This is a genomic window from Desulfovibrio sp. MES5 (assembly GCF_002237645.1).
Classification (GTDB): Bacteria; Desulfobacterota; Desulfovibrionia; order Desulfovibrionales; family Desulfovibrionaceae; genus Desulfovibrio.
This window is the reverse complement of record NZ_MJUZ01000014.1, coordinates 32,754-47,374: the sequence shown is the minus strand read 5'-3', so window position 1 is coordinate 47,374 and position 14,621 is coordinate 32,754. Positions and strand designations below refer to the sequence as shown.

Annotated in this window: 14 protein-coding genes; 7 read left to right on the top strand and 7 right to left on the bottom strand. The window is 56.4% G+C overall.

The features are described from left to right. From BCS36_RS05295 to BCS36_RS05285, 3 genes are all read right to left on the bottom strand, one after another. Positions 1–1,410 carry a phosphomannomutase gene (locus tag BCS36_RS05295; protein ID WP_291301870.1) on the bottom strand — a complete coding sequence of 470 codons (1,410 nt, stop codon included), beginning with the start codon at positions 1,408–1,410 and terminating at the stop codon, positions 1–3. Between the two features lie 361 nt (positions 1,411–1,771). Then, a complete protein-coding gene (locus tag BCS36_RS05290; protein ID WP_291301869.1) occupies positions 1,772–2,428 on the bottom strand; it encodes a hypothetical protein in 657 nt (218 codons plus the stop codon). Further along, on the bottom strand, positions 2,428–3,297 hold the full coding sequence (locus BCS36_RS05285) for a PD-(D/E)XK nuclease family protein (protein ID WP_291301868.1): 870 nt from the start codon (positions 3,295–3,297) through the stop codon (positions 2,428–2,430). Before BCS36_RS05285 ends, BCS36_RS05290 begins: the two co-directional genes overlap by 1 nt. Positions 3,298–4,152: 855 nt before the next feature. Between BCS36_RS05285 and BCS36_RS05280 the strand changes: the two genes are divergently transcribed. From BCS36_RS05280 to BCS36_RS05260, 5 genes are all read left to right on the top strand, one after another. Beyond that, the gene (locus BCS36_RS05280) at positions 4,153–4,932 is read left to right on the top strand and encodes an ABC transporter ATP-binding protein (RefSeq protein ID WP_291301867.1); all 780 of its coding nucleotides are present in this window, start codon (positions 4,153–4,155) and stop codon (positions 4,930–4,932) included. A gap of 117 nt (positions 4,933–5,049) precedes the next feature. Next, complete coding sequence (locus BCS36_RS05275; protein WP_291301866.1) at positions 5,050–6,081, top strand: ABC transporter substrate-binding protein; 1,032 nt, start codon at positions 5,050–5,052, stop codon at positions 6,079–6,081. A 6-nt stretch (positions 6,082–6,087) separates the two neighbouring features. Continuing rightward, the gene (locus tag BCS36_RS05270) at positions 6,088–6,939 is read left to right on the top strand and encodes an ABC transporter permease (protein WP_291301865.1); all 852 of its coding nucleotides are present in this window, start codon (positions 6,088–6,090) and stop codon (positions 6,937–6,939) included. 128 nt (positions 6,940–7,067) lie between these two features. Next, positions 7,068–8,420, top strand: a complete 1,353-nt coding sequence (locus BCS36_RS05265; RefSeq protein WP_291301864.1) for an acyclic terpene utilization AtuA family protein — start codon at positions 7,068–7,070, stop codon at positions 8,418–8,420. A gap of 1 nt (position 8,421) precedes the next feature. Further along, positions 8,422–8,721, top strand: coding sequence for a hypothetical protein (locus tag BCS36_RS05260; RefSeq protein WP_291301863.1), 300 nt, complete (start codon positions 8,422–8,424; stop codon positions 8,719–8,721). A gap of 482 nt (positions 8,722–9,203) precedes the next feature. Here BCS36_RS05260 and BCS36_RS05255 read toward each other — a convergent pair whose 3' ends face one another. The 3 genes from BCS36_RS05255 to BCS36_RS05245 all read right to left on the bottom strand — a co-directional run bounded on the left by BCS36_RS05255 (position 9,204) and on the right by BCS36_RS05245 (position 10,705). Beyond that, positions 9,204–9,389 carry a molybdopterin-binding protein gene (locus tag BCS36_RS05255; RefSeq protein WP_291301862.1) on the bottom strand — a complete coding sequence of 62 codons (186 nt, stop codon included), beginning with the start codon at positions 9,387–9,389 and terminating at the stop codon, positions 9,204–9,206. A 663-nt stretch (positions 9,390–10,052) separates the two neighbouring features. Continuing rightward, complete coding sequence (gene tatA, locus BCS36_RS05250) at positions 10,053–10,247, bottom strand: twin-arginine translocase TatA/TatE family subunit (RefSeq protein WP_291301861.1); 195 nt, start codon at positions 10,245–10,247, stop codon at positions 10,053–10,055. Next, positions 10,235–10,705, bottom strand: coding sequence for a hypothetical protein (locus BCS36_RS05245; RefSeq protein ID WP_291301860.1), 471 nt, complete (start codon positions 10,703–10,705; stop codon positions 10,235–10,237). Before BCS36_RS05245 ends, tatA begins: the two co-directional genes overlap by 13 nt. Between BCS36_RS05245 and BCS36_RS05240 the strand changes: the two genes are divergently transcribed. Beyond that, entirely contained in the window at positions 10,704–11,405 is a 702-nt protein-coding gene (locus BCS36_RS05240) for a 6-carboxyhexanoate--CoA ligase (RefSeq protein WP_291301859.1), read from the top strand. The genes BCS36_RS05245 and BCS36_RS05240 overlap by 2 nt on opposite strands. Positions 11,406–11,407: 2 nt before the next feature. Next, a complete protein-coding gene (gene bioF, locus BCS36_RS05235) occupies positions 11,408–12,574 on the top strand; it encodes an 8-amino-7-oxononanoate synthase (protein WP_291301858.1) in 1,167 nt (388 codons plus the stop codon). Between the two features lie 397 nt (positions 12,575–12,971). Here bioF and BCS36_RS05230 read toward each other — a convergent pair whose 3' ends face one another. Continuing rightward, positions 12,972–13,934, bottom strand: a complete 963-nt coding sequence (locus BCS36_RS05230; RefSeq protein ID WP_291301857.1) for a GGDEF domain-containing protein — start codon at positions 13,932–13,934, stop codon at positions 12,972–12,974. Positions 13,935–14,621 lie beyond the last annotated feature (687 nt).

The following is a 14,621-nucleotide window of genomic DNA, read 5'->3' as shown; positions in this document are numbered from 1 at the left end:
CTATGCAGGAACAGCCCCGCCCCGTTCTTCCAGCAGGTGCAGAAGTTCGGCGGTTTTGTCTTCCAACAGAGGGAGGTTGCCGCGGGTTTCCACATTGAGGCGCAGGAGCGGTTCGGTGTTGGACATGCGCAAATTGAAACGCCAGTCCGCAAACTCCAGATTCACGCCGTCAATGCTGTCCTCGTGGACGGCCTGGGGCGCATAGTTGTCATGCACCAGTCGCATGAGGGCGGGCGCGTCCTGCACGCGACGGTTGATTTCGCCGCTGCACGGATAGGCGTCCATGCGCTCGGCCACAAGTTCCGCCAGCGGGCGCCCGGTGCGCTGCAGCAATGCCGCCGTCAGCAGCCACGGAAGCATGCCGGAATCGCAATAGGCAAAATCCCGAAAATAATGGTGGGCGCTCATTTCGCCGCCGTATACGGCGTCTTCGGCGCGCATGCGTTCCTTCATGAAGGCATGGCCGGTTTTGCCCATGACAGGCTGGCCGCCTGCGGCCAGCACCACTTCACGGGTGTTCCAGTAAACCCTCGTGTCATGCACGACCTTGCCGCCCGGAGCGCGCCGCAGCAGTTCCTGCGCCAGCAGACCTATGCAGTAGTAGCCTTCAATGAAGTTGCCGTCGCCGTCATAAAAAAAGCAGCGGTCAAAATCTCCGTCCCAGGCAATGCCCATATCTGCTCCGGCTTCGCGCACGGCGGCGGCGGTGGCGGCGCGGCGTTCCGGCAAAAGGGGGTTCGGCACGCCATTGGGAAACGAGCCGTCAGGCTCCATGTGCAGGCAGGTGAAATCAAAGGGCAGATTTTTTGCCAGTCCCTGCAGCACAAGGCCCGCACAGCCATTGCCCGCATCGGCCACGATTTTGAGAGGCCTGCGGCCCGGCGCGGACGCGCTCTGGCCAGCGCCGCTGTAGTCGAGCAGCCAGCGCACGTATTCGGCCCTGAAGGAGTCCCCGTGCAGGGCAGAAGGAGCCGCGTCCCCTTCGGGGGGGCGGGCATCGTCCGCCAGCAGTTCGGCCACACGGTCGCGCAGGGCAAACAGGCCGGAATCGCCGCTCACGGGAATGGCCCCGCCGCGAACGAGCTTGAAGCCGTTTTCATCCGCCGGGTTATGGCTGCCGGTAATCATGACGCCTGCGTCAAAGGGCCTGTTGGCGGCGGCATAATAAATTTCTTCCGTGCCGCAGAGGCCGATATCCGTAACATTGGCCCCGGCCTGGCGCAGACCGTCGGCAAGCGCGTCGCGCAGAGCAGGCCCGGAAAGGCGGGCGTCCCGGCCCAGCACCACATGGCGCGCGCCAAGCACTTCCACCACAGCCCGGCCCAGGGCATGCGCCAGGGGGGCGTTGAGAACATCGGGCACACGGCCCCGAACATCATAGGCTTTGAAGCAGGAAAGGGTTTTACTCATGCGATTCCCAGGCTTTGCCGCGTCTGCGCGGCTATCATGAAATAAATACTCTGTGACATCGTTGTATCCAACTTGAACGGATATTGCCAAGCCCGTTTTTGCCTGCCGTAGCGCGAAAATAAAGAAAAATATGCTCTGCGCCTGTTGGAAACGTATATCCGTGAACGCCGTTCCAGCAGGGGACCAAAGGATCGAAAAAGTGGAGGCCGGTATCGAGCGGGCCTTTACGCCCACAGTGATATGGAGGCGGCGGCCTGGTTATGGGGTCTCGGCAGCAAGGCCAGCGCCATAGACCCGCATGGCTTGTACGTCACATGCTGGCTCTATGGCGGTCATGAATGGACGTTGTAACGACCAAGAATTATCCTGAGTGGGCTCTGAGATACCCATTAACGGCGTTGAGGGCCTGCATCGTTTTTTTTGTAAATCCTGAAAGGTCCAGAGAGGCTTTTCCTCTGATCGAGGGGCAAAATTCTTTTTTCAGGCAATACTCTGTGTCATCATGGGCATTTTGTTCCCAGCAGTTATCCAGATGCATACTGTTGGGTGCTTCATTTATCCACTCGTTATCAGGAATGCACACGTAAAAGCAGGCGCAAAGTTTGAGATCACTTTCAACGCTGGCGATATAGCAGCTTGCGCGTACCTGAGCGCCCGTTACCGTAGTTGAAGCGAAATCCCAGGAAAGCGCATGAAACTTGTCCTTCCATACGGCGGCGTGGCTGAAAATCTCATCAGCAGTTTCAAAACTGAGATCTTTGACTTTTTTTGGAGAAAACCAGTCGCCCAAAGCAGGCAACCATGTTTTTTGATAGGCCTCCGCCATAAATTGAAACAAATCCATTTTACACAGTGCGGCATTTCGTTTTGCCTGGAAAAAGCTTACTACTTCTTCTAAATTAAATGGCGGTGGGGGACTGTTGCTTAAATCAAACTCGGTAATAAGAGTACGGTTGTTGTCTAAAAAAAAGAAACGTACGCTTTCAGGAATTGTAACGGTGTTTATAGCGGGACACATCAAACGCCTCCGTAGACTTTATTAAATATGCTGTGACGTACTGATGCGCCCGTACTATTGGGGATGGACGTTACATGGCACTGTTTCAAGTGCGCCTCCCACAATTTCAACAAATCTTGCCAATATACAATACGCCATGGGTTTGCATTACGTGTAAAATTTTCTTTGTCAGTGACATCTCTCTCACTGGATGCGTGCTGTATGACAAAAAAATAGTTGATATTGTTTTGGAGATCCCCTCCTGTTCTCTCTTTCAGCCGGGATTTCGCGAGTTTTTCATAGCTGGCAAAAGGGTTGTCAGCGCTTGCGCCAAACTTTACTTCCAGCACAACAACCCTTGCGGTTTTCGCGCGTCCCCATTCAAAAAGGATGTCGATCCTTTTATTTTCTTGTGACGTATCCTCTGCACGGATTGTAATATCAGTGCCTGAGGGCAAAAACTTTTCCACTTCGTCCTTTGGTAATTCACTGGCTTGATACAGAGCACGTAAAAAAGCGCGCGCACTTGGCATGTCATCCTGCAATGTCGCAACAGTCAGCTTGGTAATATCCGCTTCGGTTAATGGCCTGTGCCAGAAAACAGGCTGGTGGCGCAAGGCGTGGCCGGGCCAATCGGGACCGAACAGGCTTGAAATGCCGCTTGGTGGCATAAAGACATATGAAAACAGATCAGCGTATTGTTGCTGGCATAAAAGAGCGACGGCCTCACGGATGCTTTCAAGCAACGCTGTGGAAAATGGGCCTTCAATAAACTCCACCATGGCCTCATTATGAGAAAATTTTCCTGGAGCCGGCTGCCATGCCTGTGATGCGATGCCCAGCATTTGCGCACGCAGCACTGCGGCAGACTGTTTGATGCCTCTCGCCATTACAACCCCCTGGACCAACGTAAAAAAAGCACGTTTTTCGACGGCGTCAGGATGCTGCGCACCCTTGCCGTCAGCAAGCGTCGGCTCAAATCCCGCAGCGTCAAAAGCAGATTGCGTTCAGCGTGGACGCGCCTCACCTGTGCCTCCCTTTATGTTCTGGCATCGTAAAGGCAGGGATATCCCTTGGGGATCATAACGGCAAAGGTATTTCTGAACAACAAAGCCCTGGCATTGTCGCTGCCTGACAACAGGACAAGGTTTTCATCGATCTTGATGGAATCAACATGCGGAAATCGCAGGACAAATTTCAGTGCGCAGATTTGCCGCTCAGAGCCGCACCGCGCGTTGTTTTCAATGGTGCTGGAGCATACGGTCACGGCACTCGCTGCGAGGATTCCGCCCAGGCATGGGGTGTCGGGGTAAGGATGTTGACCTGGCAGATGTAATTTTTTAAGTTACGTCATGCCATTGCATAATGAAAGAAGCCAAAAGGCATTCTTCCTTGCCAGAGGCGACGCTTCTGTAAGACGTTCACCCCTTGTCCGAAAAAAACCGGGATGGGGTGATTCGTGAACCTGCGCTTTCTCCCGGCAGGTTGTCGGGAACGCTTTCGAGTAAAGTCTTTTCTCTGCGCAGCGTTACGCTCTGACGTTCGGGCGGCGCGGCGTCTGCACACGGCAGTCTTTAATTCACGCCTTTTCTCTCTGTGCTCCTTTGCACATCGTCTTGTCCACGATTCCCTGTTTGTTCTGAGATCACCCAGGCAAAAATGTTGCCTGTACCATATGGCACCCCGGCGCTCATTGCCGCCGGGGTCTTTGCATTGTGCCGCACGGCACAATGCTGTGGAGCAGTATGTCCGCCATTACCATTGAAAATGTGGCATTTGCCTACGATTCCGAGCCGGTTTTGCAGGATCTCTCCGTTAATATTGCCTCCGGGGACTTCGTTTGCATCCTGGGGGAATCCGGATGCGGCAAAAGCACGCTTTTGCGCATTCTGGCAGGCCTGGCGCGGCCCACGCAGGGCCGGATTCTTATTGGCGACAAGGAAGTCACCGGCGCCGGGATGGACAGGGGCGTGGTGTTTCAGGATTACAGCCTGTTTCCCTGGCTGACCAATGGCAAAAATATCGTGCTGGCCCTGAAGGGGCGGTTCCCTGAAAAAACGGAAAACGAGCTGAAAAAGATCGTGTATGAGGGGCTCGTGAATGTGGGGCTTGAAGCCAGCGTCTTCAACAAATACCCCTTTGAGCTTTCCGGCGGCATGCGGCAGCGGTGCGCCATTTGCCGCGCCTTTGCCCTGGACCCGCCCGTACTCCTGATGGATGAGCCCTTCGGCGCGCTTGACGCCATCACCAGAGTCAAGTTGCAGCGCCTGATTCTCTCGCTGTGGCAGAAGGATGAGGGCAGCAGAAAAACCATCATTTTTGTCACACACGACGTTGACGAGGCCTTGCTGCTCGCGAACAAGATTCTGCTGTTCGGTTCAAGCCCCAGCGGCATCATCTATACGCACAGCTTTGAGAAAGACAGCAAACCTCCCCTGGACGACATGTTTGAGGATCACTCCATCCTTGCCCTGCGCAATGAACTGATCCGGAATCTGAACAAGGATATCATGAAGCGGGTATGACCCGTTTGTGGCCCAATATTGTTCGCCCTTCCATTGATAGGGGATATGTTCTTTTGTGTTGCAACTTGCGTGAACTTATGAATTTCCTTTTACCCAAACTACCGTGGAGACCCCAGTATGAAAAATGTGTCACGTGTCATTGTTTTTTTCCTGCTGCTGTCCTTGTGTGCCTTTGCGGCTGTTGCGGCGGACGCCCCGCAGACATTCAAGGTGGCGTACAATCCGCAGACCGGCAATATTCTTGGTTTTATAGCCCTGGAAAAAGGCTATGACGCTGAAGAAAACATCAAGATCGAACTGGTCCCCTTCTCCAATTCAACGGATGCGCTGAACGCGCTGCAATCGGGCAAAGTTGACGTTGCCGTTTCTTTCGGCACCACGGCCCCGCTGACCTTCGTCACCAAGGGCGCGGACTTCACCATTTACGGCGGCTATGTTTCCGGCGGCATGCCTGTCTATGCCAAGCCCGACTTTGAATACAAGGGCATGCAGTCCTTTGTGGGACACAGCGTCGCCGTTCCCCGTATGTACACGCCGGAAATCGTCTGGCGTGGAGCCATGGCCAAGGCGGGCCTGGACCCCAACTCGCAGTGCACGATTCTGGAATTCAAAAAACCCACGGAAGTTCTGGAAGCCGTCAAGTCAGGAAAAGTCGATGTGGGCATCGGCACGAACTCCACCTATTTACAGGCCGTTGCCGCCGGGCTCAAGATCGTGACCTGGACAAATGACCTTGACCCCATGCACGTCTGCTGCCGCCCTGTGAGCAAAACATCCTTGCTGGCCGACAACCCGGCCCTCGTGGTTTCCTTCCTCCGCGCCTGGATCAAGGCCGAGCACTTTTTGATCACCAATCCTGAAGACTGCGTGCCCATCAATGCCAACTACCTGAAGCTCGACCAAACGCAGGCGCGGCAGATGCTGCTTGAAACCAACCAGGTGTTCGAATCGGACCCGAAAACCAACGGCGTGCGCTATATGTGGAAGCTGCTGGGTGACCTCAACTATGCGCAAACTGGCGGTATTGATATTGAAAAGCATCTGAATTCCGCCTTGTACGAGCAGGCCCTGAACTCCCTCGCGGCGGAAAACCCCAATGATAAAGTTTACGCCATGTTCAAGGAACGCTACGTCAAGTACAACAAATAGGTATGCATGATGAGCGCCATTATTGACAATCAGGACTTGCGCTCGCGGGCTGGCGGCAAAAAAGCCGCCGCCCCGCAAGGGCAGGGGTTTTTCGCCCGTTGGAGCGCCGCCGCCGGGACGGCGCTCCTGGTGGGGATAATCCTGCTGGTGTACGAACTCTGCACCGATGTTTTCGGCCTTCTGGACGCCATGCTCTTTCCGGGGCTCGGCAAGATTGGCGCGGCGCTCGTGCGTTCTTTGCCGCAGCTTTTTGAATCCTGCGTAAGTTCCATGAGCCTGCTTGTTCCCGGCTATATCATCGGAGCCTTGAGCGGCATTGTTCTTGGGGTGTTTGTGGCCATGCACCCCTGGTTGCAGCGGGCGGTACGGCCCCTCATTTTCGCCCTCAGCCCCGTGCCCCCGTCCATGTTGACGCCCTATCTCATCGCCGTGCTGCCCACGTTTTACGCCTCATCCGTCGCCATCATCTTTCTTGGCGTGTTCTGGCCGTATCTTGTTGGCACCATCACCGGCATAGGTTTGATTGACAAGAAATACCTGGATAATGCGGAGATCCTGCAACTGAAGGGCGCGCGAAAGCTGTTTTTCGTCATCCTTCCGGCAGCCGCGCCCCATATCTTGTCCGGCGCGGGAACGGCATTGACCTTTTCCTTCATTCTTCTGACCGTGGCCGAAATGTTCGCCACAGATTCCGGCCTGGGGCATTTCATCCAGTACTACGCCGATTTTTCCGATTACGCGCGCGTGCTGGCGGGCCTCTTTTTTACCGCCGTTGTCTTTGTGTGCATCATGCTGGTGTATGAATACATTAAACGTAAAACGCTTTTCTGGATGTTGTACGGCGCCAGGGGCAGATAACCGGAAAGCGGTTTTTGCGCGACCGCCCTGTGGCTGCGCCCTGCAGGCATCCTGAAAAGGCTTCAGGCCGAGCCGCCCCGCCGGGATAGCGAGCCAAAGGGCCGCCCCCGTGTCGTAAGGAAGAAATCATGAAAAAAATCCGAATGAGCTGCGCCTCCGGCGGATGCACCTATGAGCGTATGGAGCCGGCCATTGAAGTGCTGGAAAAGGGCGACCTCGATTACATCGTCTTCGAGTGCCTGGCGGAAAGAACCATCGCCAACGCGCAGATGGAAAAACTGAAAGACCCCTCCAAGGGCTACAATCCCATGCTTGAGGAGCGGATGCGGGCCATTCTGCCCCTGGCTGCCGAAAAAGGCGTAAAGATCATTTCCAACATGGGCGGAGCCAACACGCCGGGCGCAGTGGCGAAAATTCTGGAAATAGCGGCGGAGAAGAGCGTGCGTGGGCTGAAAGTGGCCATGGTGCGCGGCGACGACATTACCGCCATGACGCCACGTTATTATGACGTGCCGCTATGGGATTCCGGCCAGCCTTTGCGCACGCTTGCCAGCAGTATCGTTTCGGCCAACATCTATCTTTCCGGCGATCCCATCAGGCAGGCGCTGGACCTGGGGGCGGATATCGTCATTACCGGGCGCGTGGCCGACGCCTCGCTGTTCGTGGGCCCGCTCAAGCACGAATTCGGCTGGGATGAGCAATCCCCCGACCATCTCGGCCAGGCCATTTTGCTGGGGCACCTTATGGAATGCGCCAACCAGCTCACCGGGGGATATTACGCCGATCCCGGCTACAAGGATGTGCCGGATATGCACCGCCTCGGTTTCCCCATCGCCGAGATCGACGAAAGCGGCGTACTTTCCATCACAAAAGTCGAAGGTTCCGGCGGCCGCGTCTGTGTGGATATCTGCAAGGAACAGCTGTTATATGAAATCGGCGATCCTTCGGCCTATATCACGCCTGACGGCATAGCGGACTTTTCGCAGGTGACCTTCGAGCAGGCGGGAGAAGACAGGGTAGTGGCACGCCACGGCCGAGCCCTGCCCGCCCCCGACACCTACAAGGTGAATATCGGCTACAAAGACTGCTACACCGGCGAGGGCAGCATCAGCTATGGCGGAAAAAACGCCCGGGCCAGAGCACGGCTTGCGGCGGAAATTGTGAAAAAGCGCCTGGAACTTATGGGCGTGGCCCTGGACGAGTTCCGGGTGGACTACATAGGCTGTAATTCTCTGTACCGTGACGCCATTTCCTCCGGCATTGCGCCGCAGGCTCCGGCCGAGGTGCGCATGCGCGTGGCGGGGCGCTCCTCCACGCCGGAGCCCGTGGCCCGCATGACGCGCGAGGTGGATTGCCTCTATATCAACGGCCCTGCGGGCGGGGGCGGCATCCGTTCCGAATTCGGGCCTGTGATCTCCGTTGAAAATATCCTCATCCCCCGGGCGGACGTTACCCCGACCGTGGAACTGTTCGAGATCTGAAATGAAACTGAGAGAAATCGCGCACGCCAGGGCAGGAGACAAGGGCAACACCTGTAATATCTGCGTCGTACCCTATGACGAGGCGCAGTATCCGCTGCTGAAGGAAAAGCTGACAGTTGACAGGGTACGGGAGTTCTTCAGCGACATATGTATGGGTGAAGTCATCCGCTATGAGGCCGATGCCGTGAGCAGCCTGAATTTTGTGCTGAAAAATGCGCTCGGTGGCGGCGTGACCCGCAGTCTTGCCGTGGACAAGCACGGCAAAACCCTGGGCATGGCCTTGTTGGAAATGGACATCTGATGCCGCGAACAGTGCGGACGGGCGTGAGACGCGGTGCCCGATTGCTGGAACTACTTTATCGGGGCAGCTTTGCTTTGAAATGCTTTGTGGGGGAGTGACCCTTTTGTAAAAGGGTCACCCCCCCACAACCGCCTTGAGCAGTTAACACTTGAAATACTCGTGTACGGCAGGCAAAGCCTGCCTACTCGCATTTCGTTGCAAGGATTTTCCTGAAAATCCTTGCAGAGCAGTTAACTCACTTCATTCGTTAACTGTTCTAAACTTCCATTGATGTTTCAGCCTGTCACAGGGGCTACCCTGACCTGGAGCGGGGTTTTCACAGGCAACGCCTTTCAGGCGTCGCACACGCTCAAAGATACTCTGCTCTGAATGCGGAGCATCAGGGCCAAGATCTGGTCCAGGCATTTGGTCCAGGCATTTGGGCCAGGCCAATTTATTGCAGTGTTCTGGGGCCGCGCGAGCTGTGCTCGCCGTGAGGCGTGTTATTCCTTTGCGGGAATGACGTGGATTGCCTTGACCAGCAGTACCACCTGATCCCCTTCCTTCAGGTTCAACTCCTCAAGGGACTCGGTGCTCAGGATGGACGTCATTGTCCCCGGTTCGGCAAGTTTGCATGAGATTTGCGACATGATATCGCCTTTCTTGACCTTCGTTACCGTGGCTTTCATTGAGTTACGTACGCCGTATTTCATCTTTGGCCTCCTGAATTGGGGTTGTGACTCTTTTTTACCACCTCGCGTGGGAGACATCAATGAAAGCAGCCGCAATAGACAGATAAAGTTTGTCGGGATATTTTACTTTTTTAAAAATTGTAAATGCCCTGACTCTGCATAAGAGCGTCATGCTTTGTGGAATGCCATTTCCGTGTCGCAAATACATTGACAACGTCTTTGTCCAGCGGCAGGCAAGGCTCTGTATGCATACATGCGGCACGCTGTTTTTGGCGGAGTATGAAAAAAGATACAAACGCGGCTTCCGGCAGGGCAGGCGCTCTGGCTCAGAAGCCGTGAGGAGGGGGAAAGCGTGCGGCTTGCCGCAGGGCATCGGGCTTTGCATGGCGAACAGACCCGTCAGGCCAACAGGGTGAGGCGCAGCCCCAAGGCGGGCAAGATTCGAACGTGCGCAGCCCCATCTGCAAAAAAGCAGCTTCAGCCTGCGGGCAGGGGACTTGCGCAAAAGTGCGCATTGGGGGCTGCTTCTGCGGCGTCTTCCGGCGGCGAGGGCATGAAAGGCTGGCCCGGCGCGTAAAGCCCGGCCCGCTCCGGGCGGGCATGCCAAAAGACGCAGCCTGAATCTATGGGCGGCGGAAAGCCGTTATGAGCCGCAGCGCGTCATTCCGGCTTGTTGCCGTCTTTATCCTTGTTGCGGGAGGCCGCGTCGTTGGCTTCCTGCTCACTGACGGACTGCTTGAAGTTTTTAATGGCCTTGCCAAGTCCGCTGCCGATTTCAGGCAGTTTTTTGGCGCCAAACAATAAAATAACGACTACCAGCACAACAAGCAGATGTTGTATACTCAGTGCTCCCATGTCGTGCATCCTTGCGTTGGGGTTTGTCCTGACGGGGTGCAGGCTTTACTGATTGACGGCTGCAGCATAGACGTCTGACCGAGCAAAGGCAAATCTGGCGCATTCGCCTTGAATCCGCTCTGGGGCCGGGTGCACAGGCGTTTACCATTAAGGTCCGCCCCGATTTGCTTGTGCAGTTGCGGTGTGAAAAGCGCCTGCATATTTGCATGGTCAGCCCGCGCGCGAATTTTCAGCCAGCCGTCCGCGCTCTTGACCGGGAAGCCGCTTTGGGAAAAAGTCAGTTTCACAAAGATCGCGTCCGTCAGTGCCAGCGCGCAGAGTGCCGGTTTTGGACCGCGCCGCCTACTGACTGCCATCAGTCTCTGCTGGAGGCGGGGCGCAACCGACGCCGCCCATGCGGGCAGCGCGGAGCAATGGTGCTTCAGTGATGCTTCAGTAAATGAGGAAGCCAAGGGCATGTTATACAGTATCAAGATGCGGGCGGAAAGCGGTTCCCGCCATATTTCGGGCGCGGAGCGCATTGTGGAGCGGCATGAGCTGTCCCAGGCCATGGACGCCCTGACCCGTCGTGGCATGGAGCATCCCAATGGCCCGGCGGAAAGCGTGACCGTGACCGTGAGGCCCATCACACGGCCCCTTGTGACCATACAGGCCCTGCCCGTCATCGAACCCAGGGTGCGCAACCTTGAAGAGGCCCGTCAGGCGCTGGATGCGGAGCTTTGCGCCATGGGGCTGCAATCTGCCCCCGTGCTCTCCCTGCTGTACGGATTGCGTGAACCCATGCGCGGGGCCGTGCTGCTGGACGCGGACAGTCTGCAGAGGCTGGAGCCGGATCAGCGGCGCGGGGTGCGGGCCACATGTATGGACTATACGGGCAACAGAGGCGAGGGCAAAAACCATTTCAAGGAAGCGCTCTGCCTTTCCAGCAAGGTGGCCCATTGCCCGCAGATTATCGGTGAGCTGTGCATTTCCGACGATCCGGATTATACGACAGGCTACTTTGCTTCCCGTGACAAGGGTTATGTGCGCATTCACCACATCAAGTCCTGCGGCATGCAGATGGGCGGGCGCATTTTTCTGTTCAGGGGAAGCCCCGACAGCGTGGAGCAATGCATGGATTATCTTGAGAACCAGCCCGTCATGGTTTGTATGGAGTAGGCATGGACGACAACTTTGCCTCACGTATCAGCGTGATCAAGGCCGCCCACCTGTACCGGGTGCTGCGCACCCTTTCAACGTCACAGGGCAGGGAAGTGGTCATTGACGGCCAGCGCGTGCTGCTTTTTTCGTCCAACAGCTATCTTGGGCTTAACACCAACGGCCACATCTGCCGTGAGGCCGTACGCGCCATAGAGGAGTTCGGCGTGGGCTCCGGCGGCTCGCGCCTTGTGACCGGCAACATGACGCCGCACATGCGTCTTGAGGCCGCGCTGGCCCAATTCAAGGGCAGTGAGGCCGCCCTGGCTTTTACCAGCGGGTATACGGCCAATGTGGGCGTCATCAGCGCCCTGTGCCACAAGGATACCGTGATTTTCAGCGATGCGCTGAACCATGCCAGCATCATTGACGGCTGCCGCCTGGCGCGAGGGCTCACCGCAGTTTACGCGCATAACGACTTGGACGACCTGCTGAAGAAGGTGCGCCATTTTCGGCCCCGGCAGGGCTTTATTGTCACCGACAGCGTATTCAGCATGGACGGAGACATCGCACGCCTGCCAGATCTGGCAGCCATAGCCAGGGAATATGGCCTGACGCTTATGGTTGACGACGCGCACGCCACAGGCGTGCTGGGGGCCACGGGGCGCGGCTCGCTGGAACACTTCGGCCTGAGTCACGAAGACGTGCCCGTCGTCACGGGGACGCTCAGCAAGGCAGTGCCCAGTGAGGGCGGCTTTGTCTGCGGCAGTGCAAGCCTTTGCGACCTGATCCGCAATACGGCCCGCTCCTTCATTTTCACCACGGCCCCTTCGCCCTCCACTGCAGCCACGGCTGCGGCGGGCATCGAGTATATAGCCGCGCACCCCGAACTGGTGCGCCAGCTTCAGGACAATGTGGCCTGGTTTGCGCAAAGTCTTGCCCGGAGAGGTTTGGGCGTCCACGGGCAAAGTCCCATTATTCCCATCATGGTAGGGGATGAGGAAAGGGCCGCCCGCGCCGCCGAGGCCTTGCTGGCCCTGGGGGTTTTTGCCCCGTGCATACGGTATCCTACGGTGCCCAAGGGGATGGCGCGGTTGCGGCTCACGGTCATGGCCGCCCATACCCGCGAGGATCTGGACTATGCCGCTGACTGCCTTGAAAAAGCGCTCGCTGCCGCAGGGGCAGACTAGAGCATTTTAATTTTAAAGAGTCTTGTGGGGCAGAGGCCTTTTGCACAAGGGTTTCCTCCCGCACGCCCCCATCCCCTAAAATTCTTACTGTGCTCTAACGCTGCTTGCGAATGCAGCGCGCCACAACGTGACGTTTGTTCTGCCGAAGGTCGCAATTTTGGGCAGAATGACAAATGGAATTGTCCAGCATTCCAAAGTTAAGATTTAAAGGTTATTAGCGCTCACGCCAAAGCGGGCATTCCCAAGTATTGGGAATGCCCGCTTTGGCGTGTAACAGCTCAGATAAACGGCGTTTGCTTCTTCACGGTCAGCGTCCGCTGCCGCAGTGGCAGGGCAATTTTACCGTGAAGCTGCTCTGGCGCGCGCGTACTCCGCCAGCCAGGTGAAGGGGGCCAGCTCAGGCTTTGACAAAGGGCTTTTCATTGCTGACGACCTTGTTTCTGCCGCTCTTTTTGGCGGCATACAGGTTTTTGTCCACCAGCTTCACCGCGTTATCAAAAGTAGCGTTCAGGTTTTTATGTCGATTGTCCAGGTTGACGCTCTTCACGCCAAAGCTGGCCGTCACGTTCACCTTATGCCCCTCGTAAACAACGCCGGTCTGGCAGAGGCTCTGCCGCAACTGTTCGGCCACGTGAATTCCCTGCTGTATGCCAGTATGCGGCAGCAGCAGGATAAACTCCTCGCCGCCGTACCTACAGCAAAGGTCATCCTTGCGCAGCCGTGATTGCAGGAGACGGGCCGTATGGCGCAGCACTTCATCGCCGCAGGCATGGCCCCATGTGTCGTTGATTCTTTTAAATGAATCAAGATCCATCATGATGATAACGGCCTGCGAGCCCTTTTCCGCATGCGCCTGCAGAGCATCGAGAGCCAGATTGGTGAACGCCCGGCGGTTCAGCAGGCCCGTCAGCGCGTCACGGTTGGACATCTCCTTGTACTCGGTCGACTGGGTGGTAAGCCTGGAAACGCTTTTGTCCAACTCTTCGGCCATGGTGTTGAAGGCTGTGGAAAAGTCGCCAAGAAAATTCACGCGGTGTTGATAGTCGCCCCTGGCGATGCAGCGCGCCTGCCATGTCAGGTGTCGTAAATCCGCCTGAAGGGATTTCAGCGAACCGATGACGTAGCCCCTCTCGGAACAGCTGTACTCCAGCTCTCCCCGGCTCAGGGCGTTTGTCATGTGGCGTATGCCGAAGAGCAGTGAACTCAGCTGTTCAATGCCGGGAAGGTCGCGGATGGCGTCCGGTATGCCGACACATTCCACGGTGCTGCGGCTCAGTACCGCCTGCACGTAGTTTATGACTTCTTCCGCCTGCGAATCGCCATCGCGCACAGAGAAATGAGTAGTGGGGTCTTGAGGCATGGGCTGTTTCTCCGCTGGTACTACGCGACAACAATTCTTGCAGTGCTGTAATGGGGGGCGACAGGCATGGCGCCGCCCTTGTTCAGAGATTTTTTATCGTGCACGCCCGCGCGGTTGCCTTGGCAGACGCCAGCCGCAAAGGCTTTGGCGCAACTTCAGGATTTGACCGCAGGACCAGCCTGCCCCTTATGACGTCGCCGTGGGGGCAGGGCAGCCGCGTTGTAAAAGCCTCAGCCTTTACAGCGCAGGAAGCCGCGAAAAAAGACCGTTTGTCAATAATGCCAAGTGTGCCCTGTGCCCATTGCCGCCATCAGTAAGACGCGCATGCACGCCAACGCCGCGCAGCAGGCTGCCTGCGCGGTTACGCGCCATTGGGGCGGCCTGGCCGTAGAAACGCACAGCCCTGGGCGCAATGCTCAATGGCGCTCCGCACTGACTACCGCCGCTGCGCGCAGTATGCAAAAACAGCCTGGGCAGATTACGAAAAGGATGCCGTAGATATGTTCATGCGCTTGCAGCGTCAGTTTTGTCCAGATTTTATTCTTGAGTAAAGGCTCGTATATAAAAATAAAGTACTGCATTAAATGATGTCAACACATAATGGGGTCGATAACTAAGATGATTTTATCGCCAGGCAGAACTGGTTTACTTTTTTGAGTTATTTATACTAGCTATGGTGGTGGAATA

Coding starts and splice junctions, on each gene's coding strand:
- BCS36_RS05295 (WP_291301870.1), bottom strand. CDS start 1,410: ATGAGTAAAACCCTTTCCTGCTTCAAAGCCTATGATGTTCGGGGCCGT.
- BCS36_RS05290 (WP_291301869.1), bottom strand. CDS start 2,428: ATGTGTCCCGCTATAAACACCGTTACAATTCCTGAAAGCGTACGTTTC.
- BCS36_RS05285 (WP_291301868.1), bottom strand. CDS start 3,297: ATGGCGAGAGGCATCAAACAGTCTGCCGCAGTGCTGCGTGCGCAAATG.
- BCS36_RS05280 (WP_291301867.1), top strand. CDS start 4,153: ATGTCCGCCATTACCATTGAAAATGTGGCATTTGCCTACGATTCCGAG.
- BCS36_RS05275 (WP_291301866.1), top strand. CDS start 5,050: ATGAAAAATGTGTCACGTGTCATTGTTTTTTTCCTGCTGCTGTCCTTG.
- BCS36_RS05270 (WP_291301865.1), top strand. CDS start 6,088: ATGATGAGCGCCATTATTGACAATCAGGACTTGCGCTCGCGGGCTGGC.
- BCS36_RS05265 (WP_291301864.1), top strand. CDS start 7,068: ATGAAAAAAATCCGAATGAGCTGCGCCTCCGGCGGATGCACCTATGAG.
- BCS36_RS05260 (WP_291301863.1), top strand. CDS start 8,422: ATGAAACTGAGAGAAATCGCGCACGCCAGGGCAGGAGACAAGGGCAAC.
- BCS36_RS05255 (WP_291301862.1), bottom strand. CDS start 9,389: ATGAAAGCCACGGTAACGAAGGTCAAGAAAGGCGATATCATGTCGCAA.
- tatA (WP_291301861.1), bottom strand. CDS start 10,247: ATGGGAGCACTGAGTATACAACATCTGCTTGTTGTGCTGGTAGTCGTT.
- BCS36_RS05240 (WP_291301859.1), top strand. CDS start 10,704: ATGTTATACAGTATCAAGATGCGGGCGGAAAGCGGTTCCCGCCATATT.
- BCS36_RS05245 (WP_291301860.1), bottom strand. CDS start 10,705: ATGCCCTTGGCTTCCTCATTTACTGAAGCATCACTGAAGCACCATTGC.
- bioF (WP_291301858.1), top strand. CDS start 11,408: ATGGACGACAACTTTGCCTCACGTATCAGCGTGATCAAGGCCGCCCAC.
- BCS36_RS05230 (WP_291301857.1), bottom strand. CDS start 13,934: ATGCCTCAAGACCCCACTACTCATTTCTCTGTGCGCGATGGCGATTCG.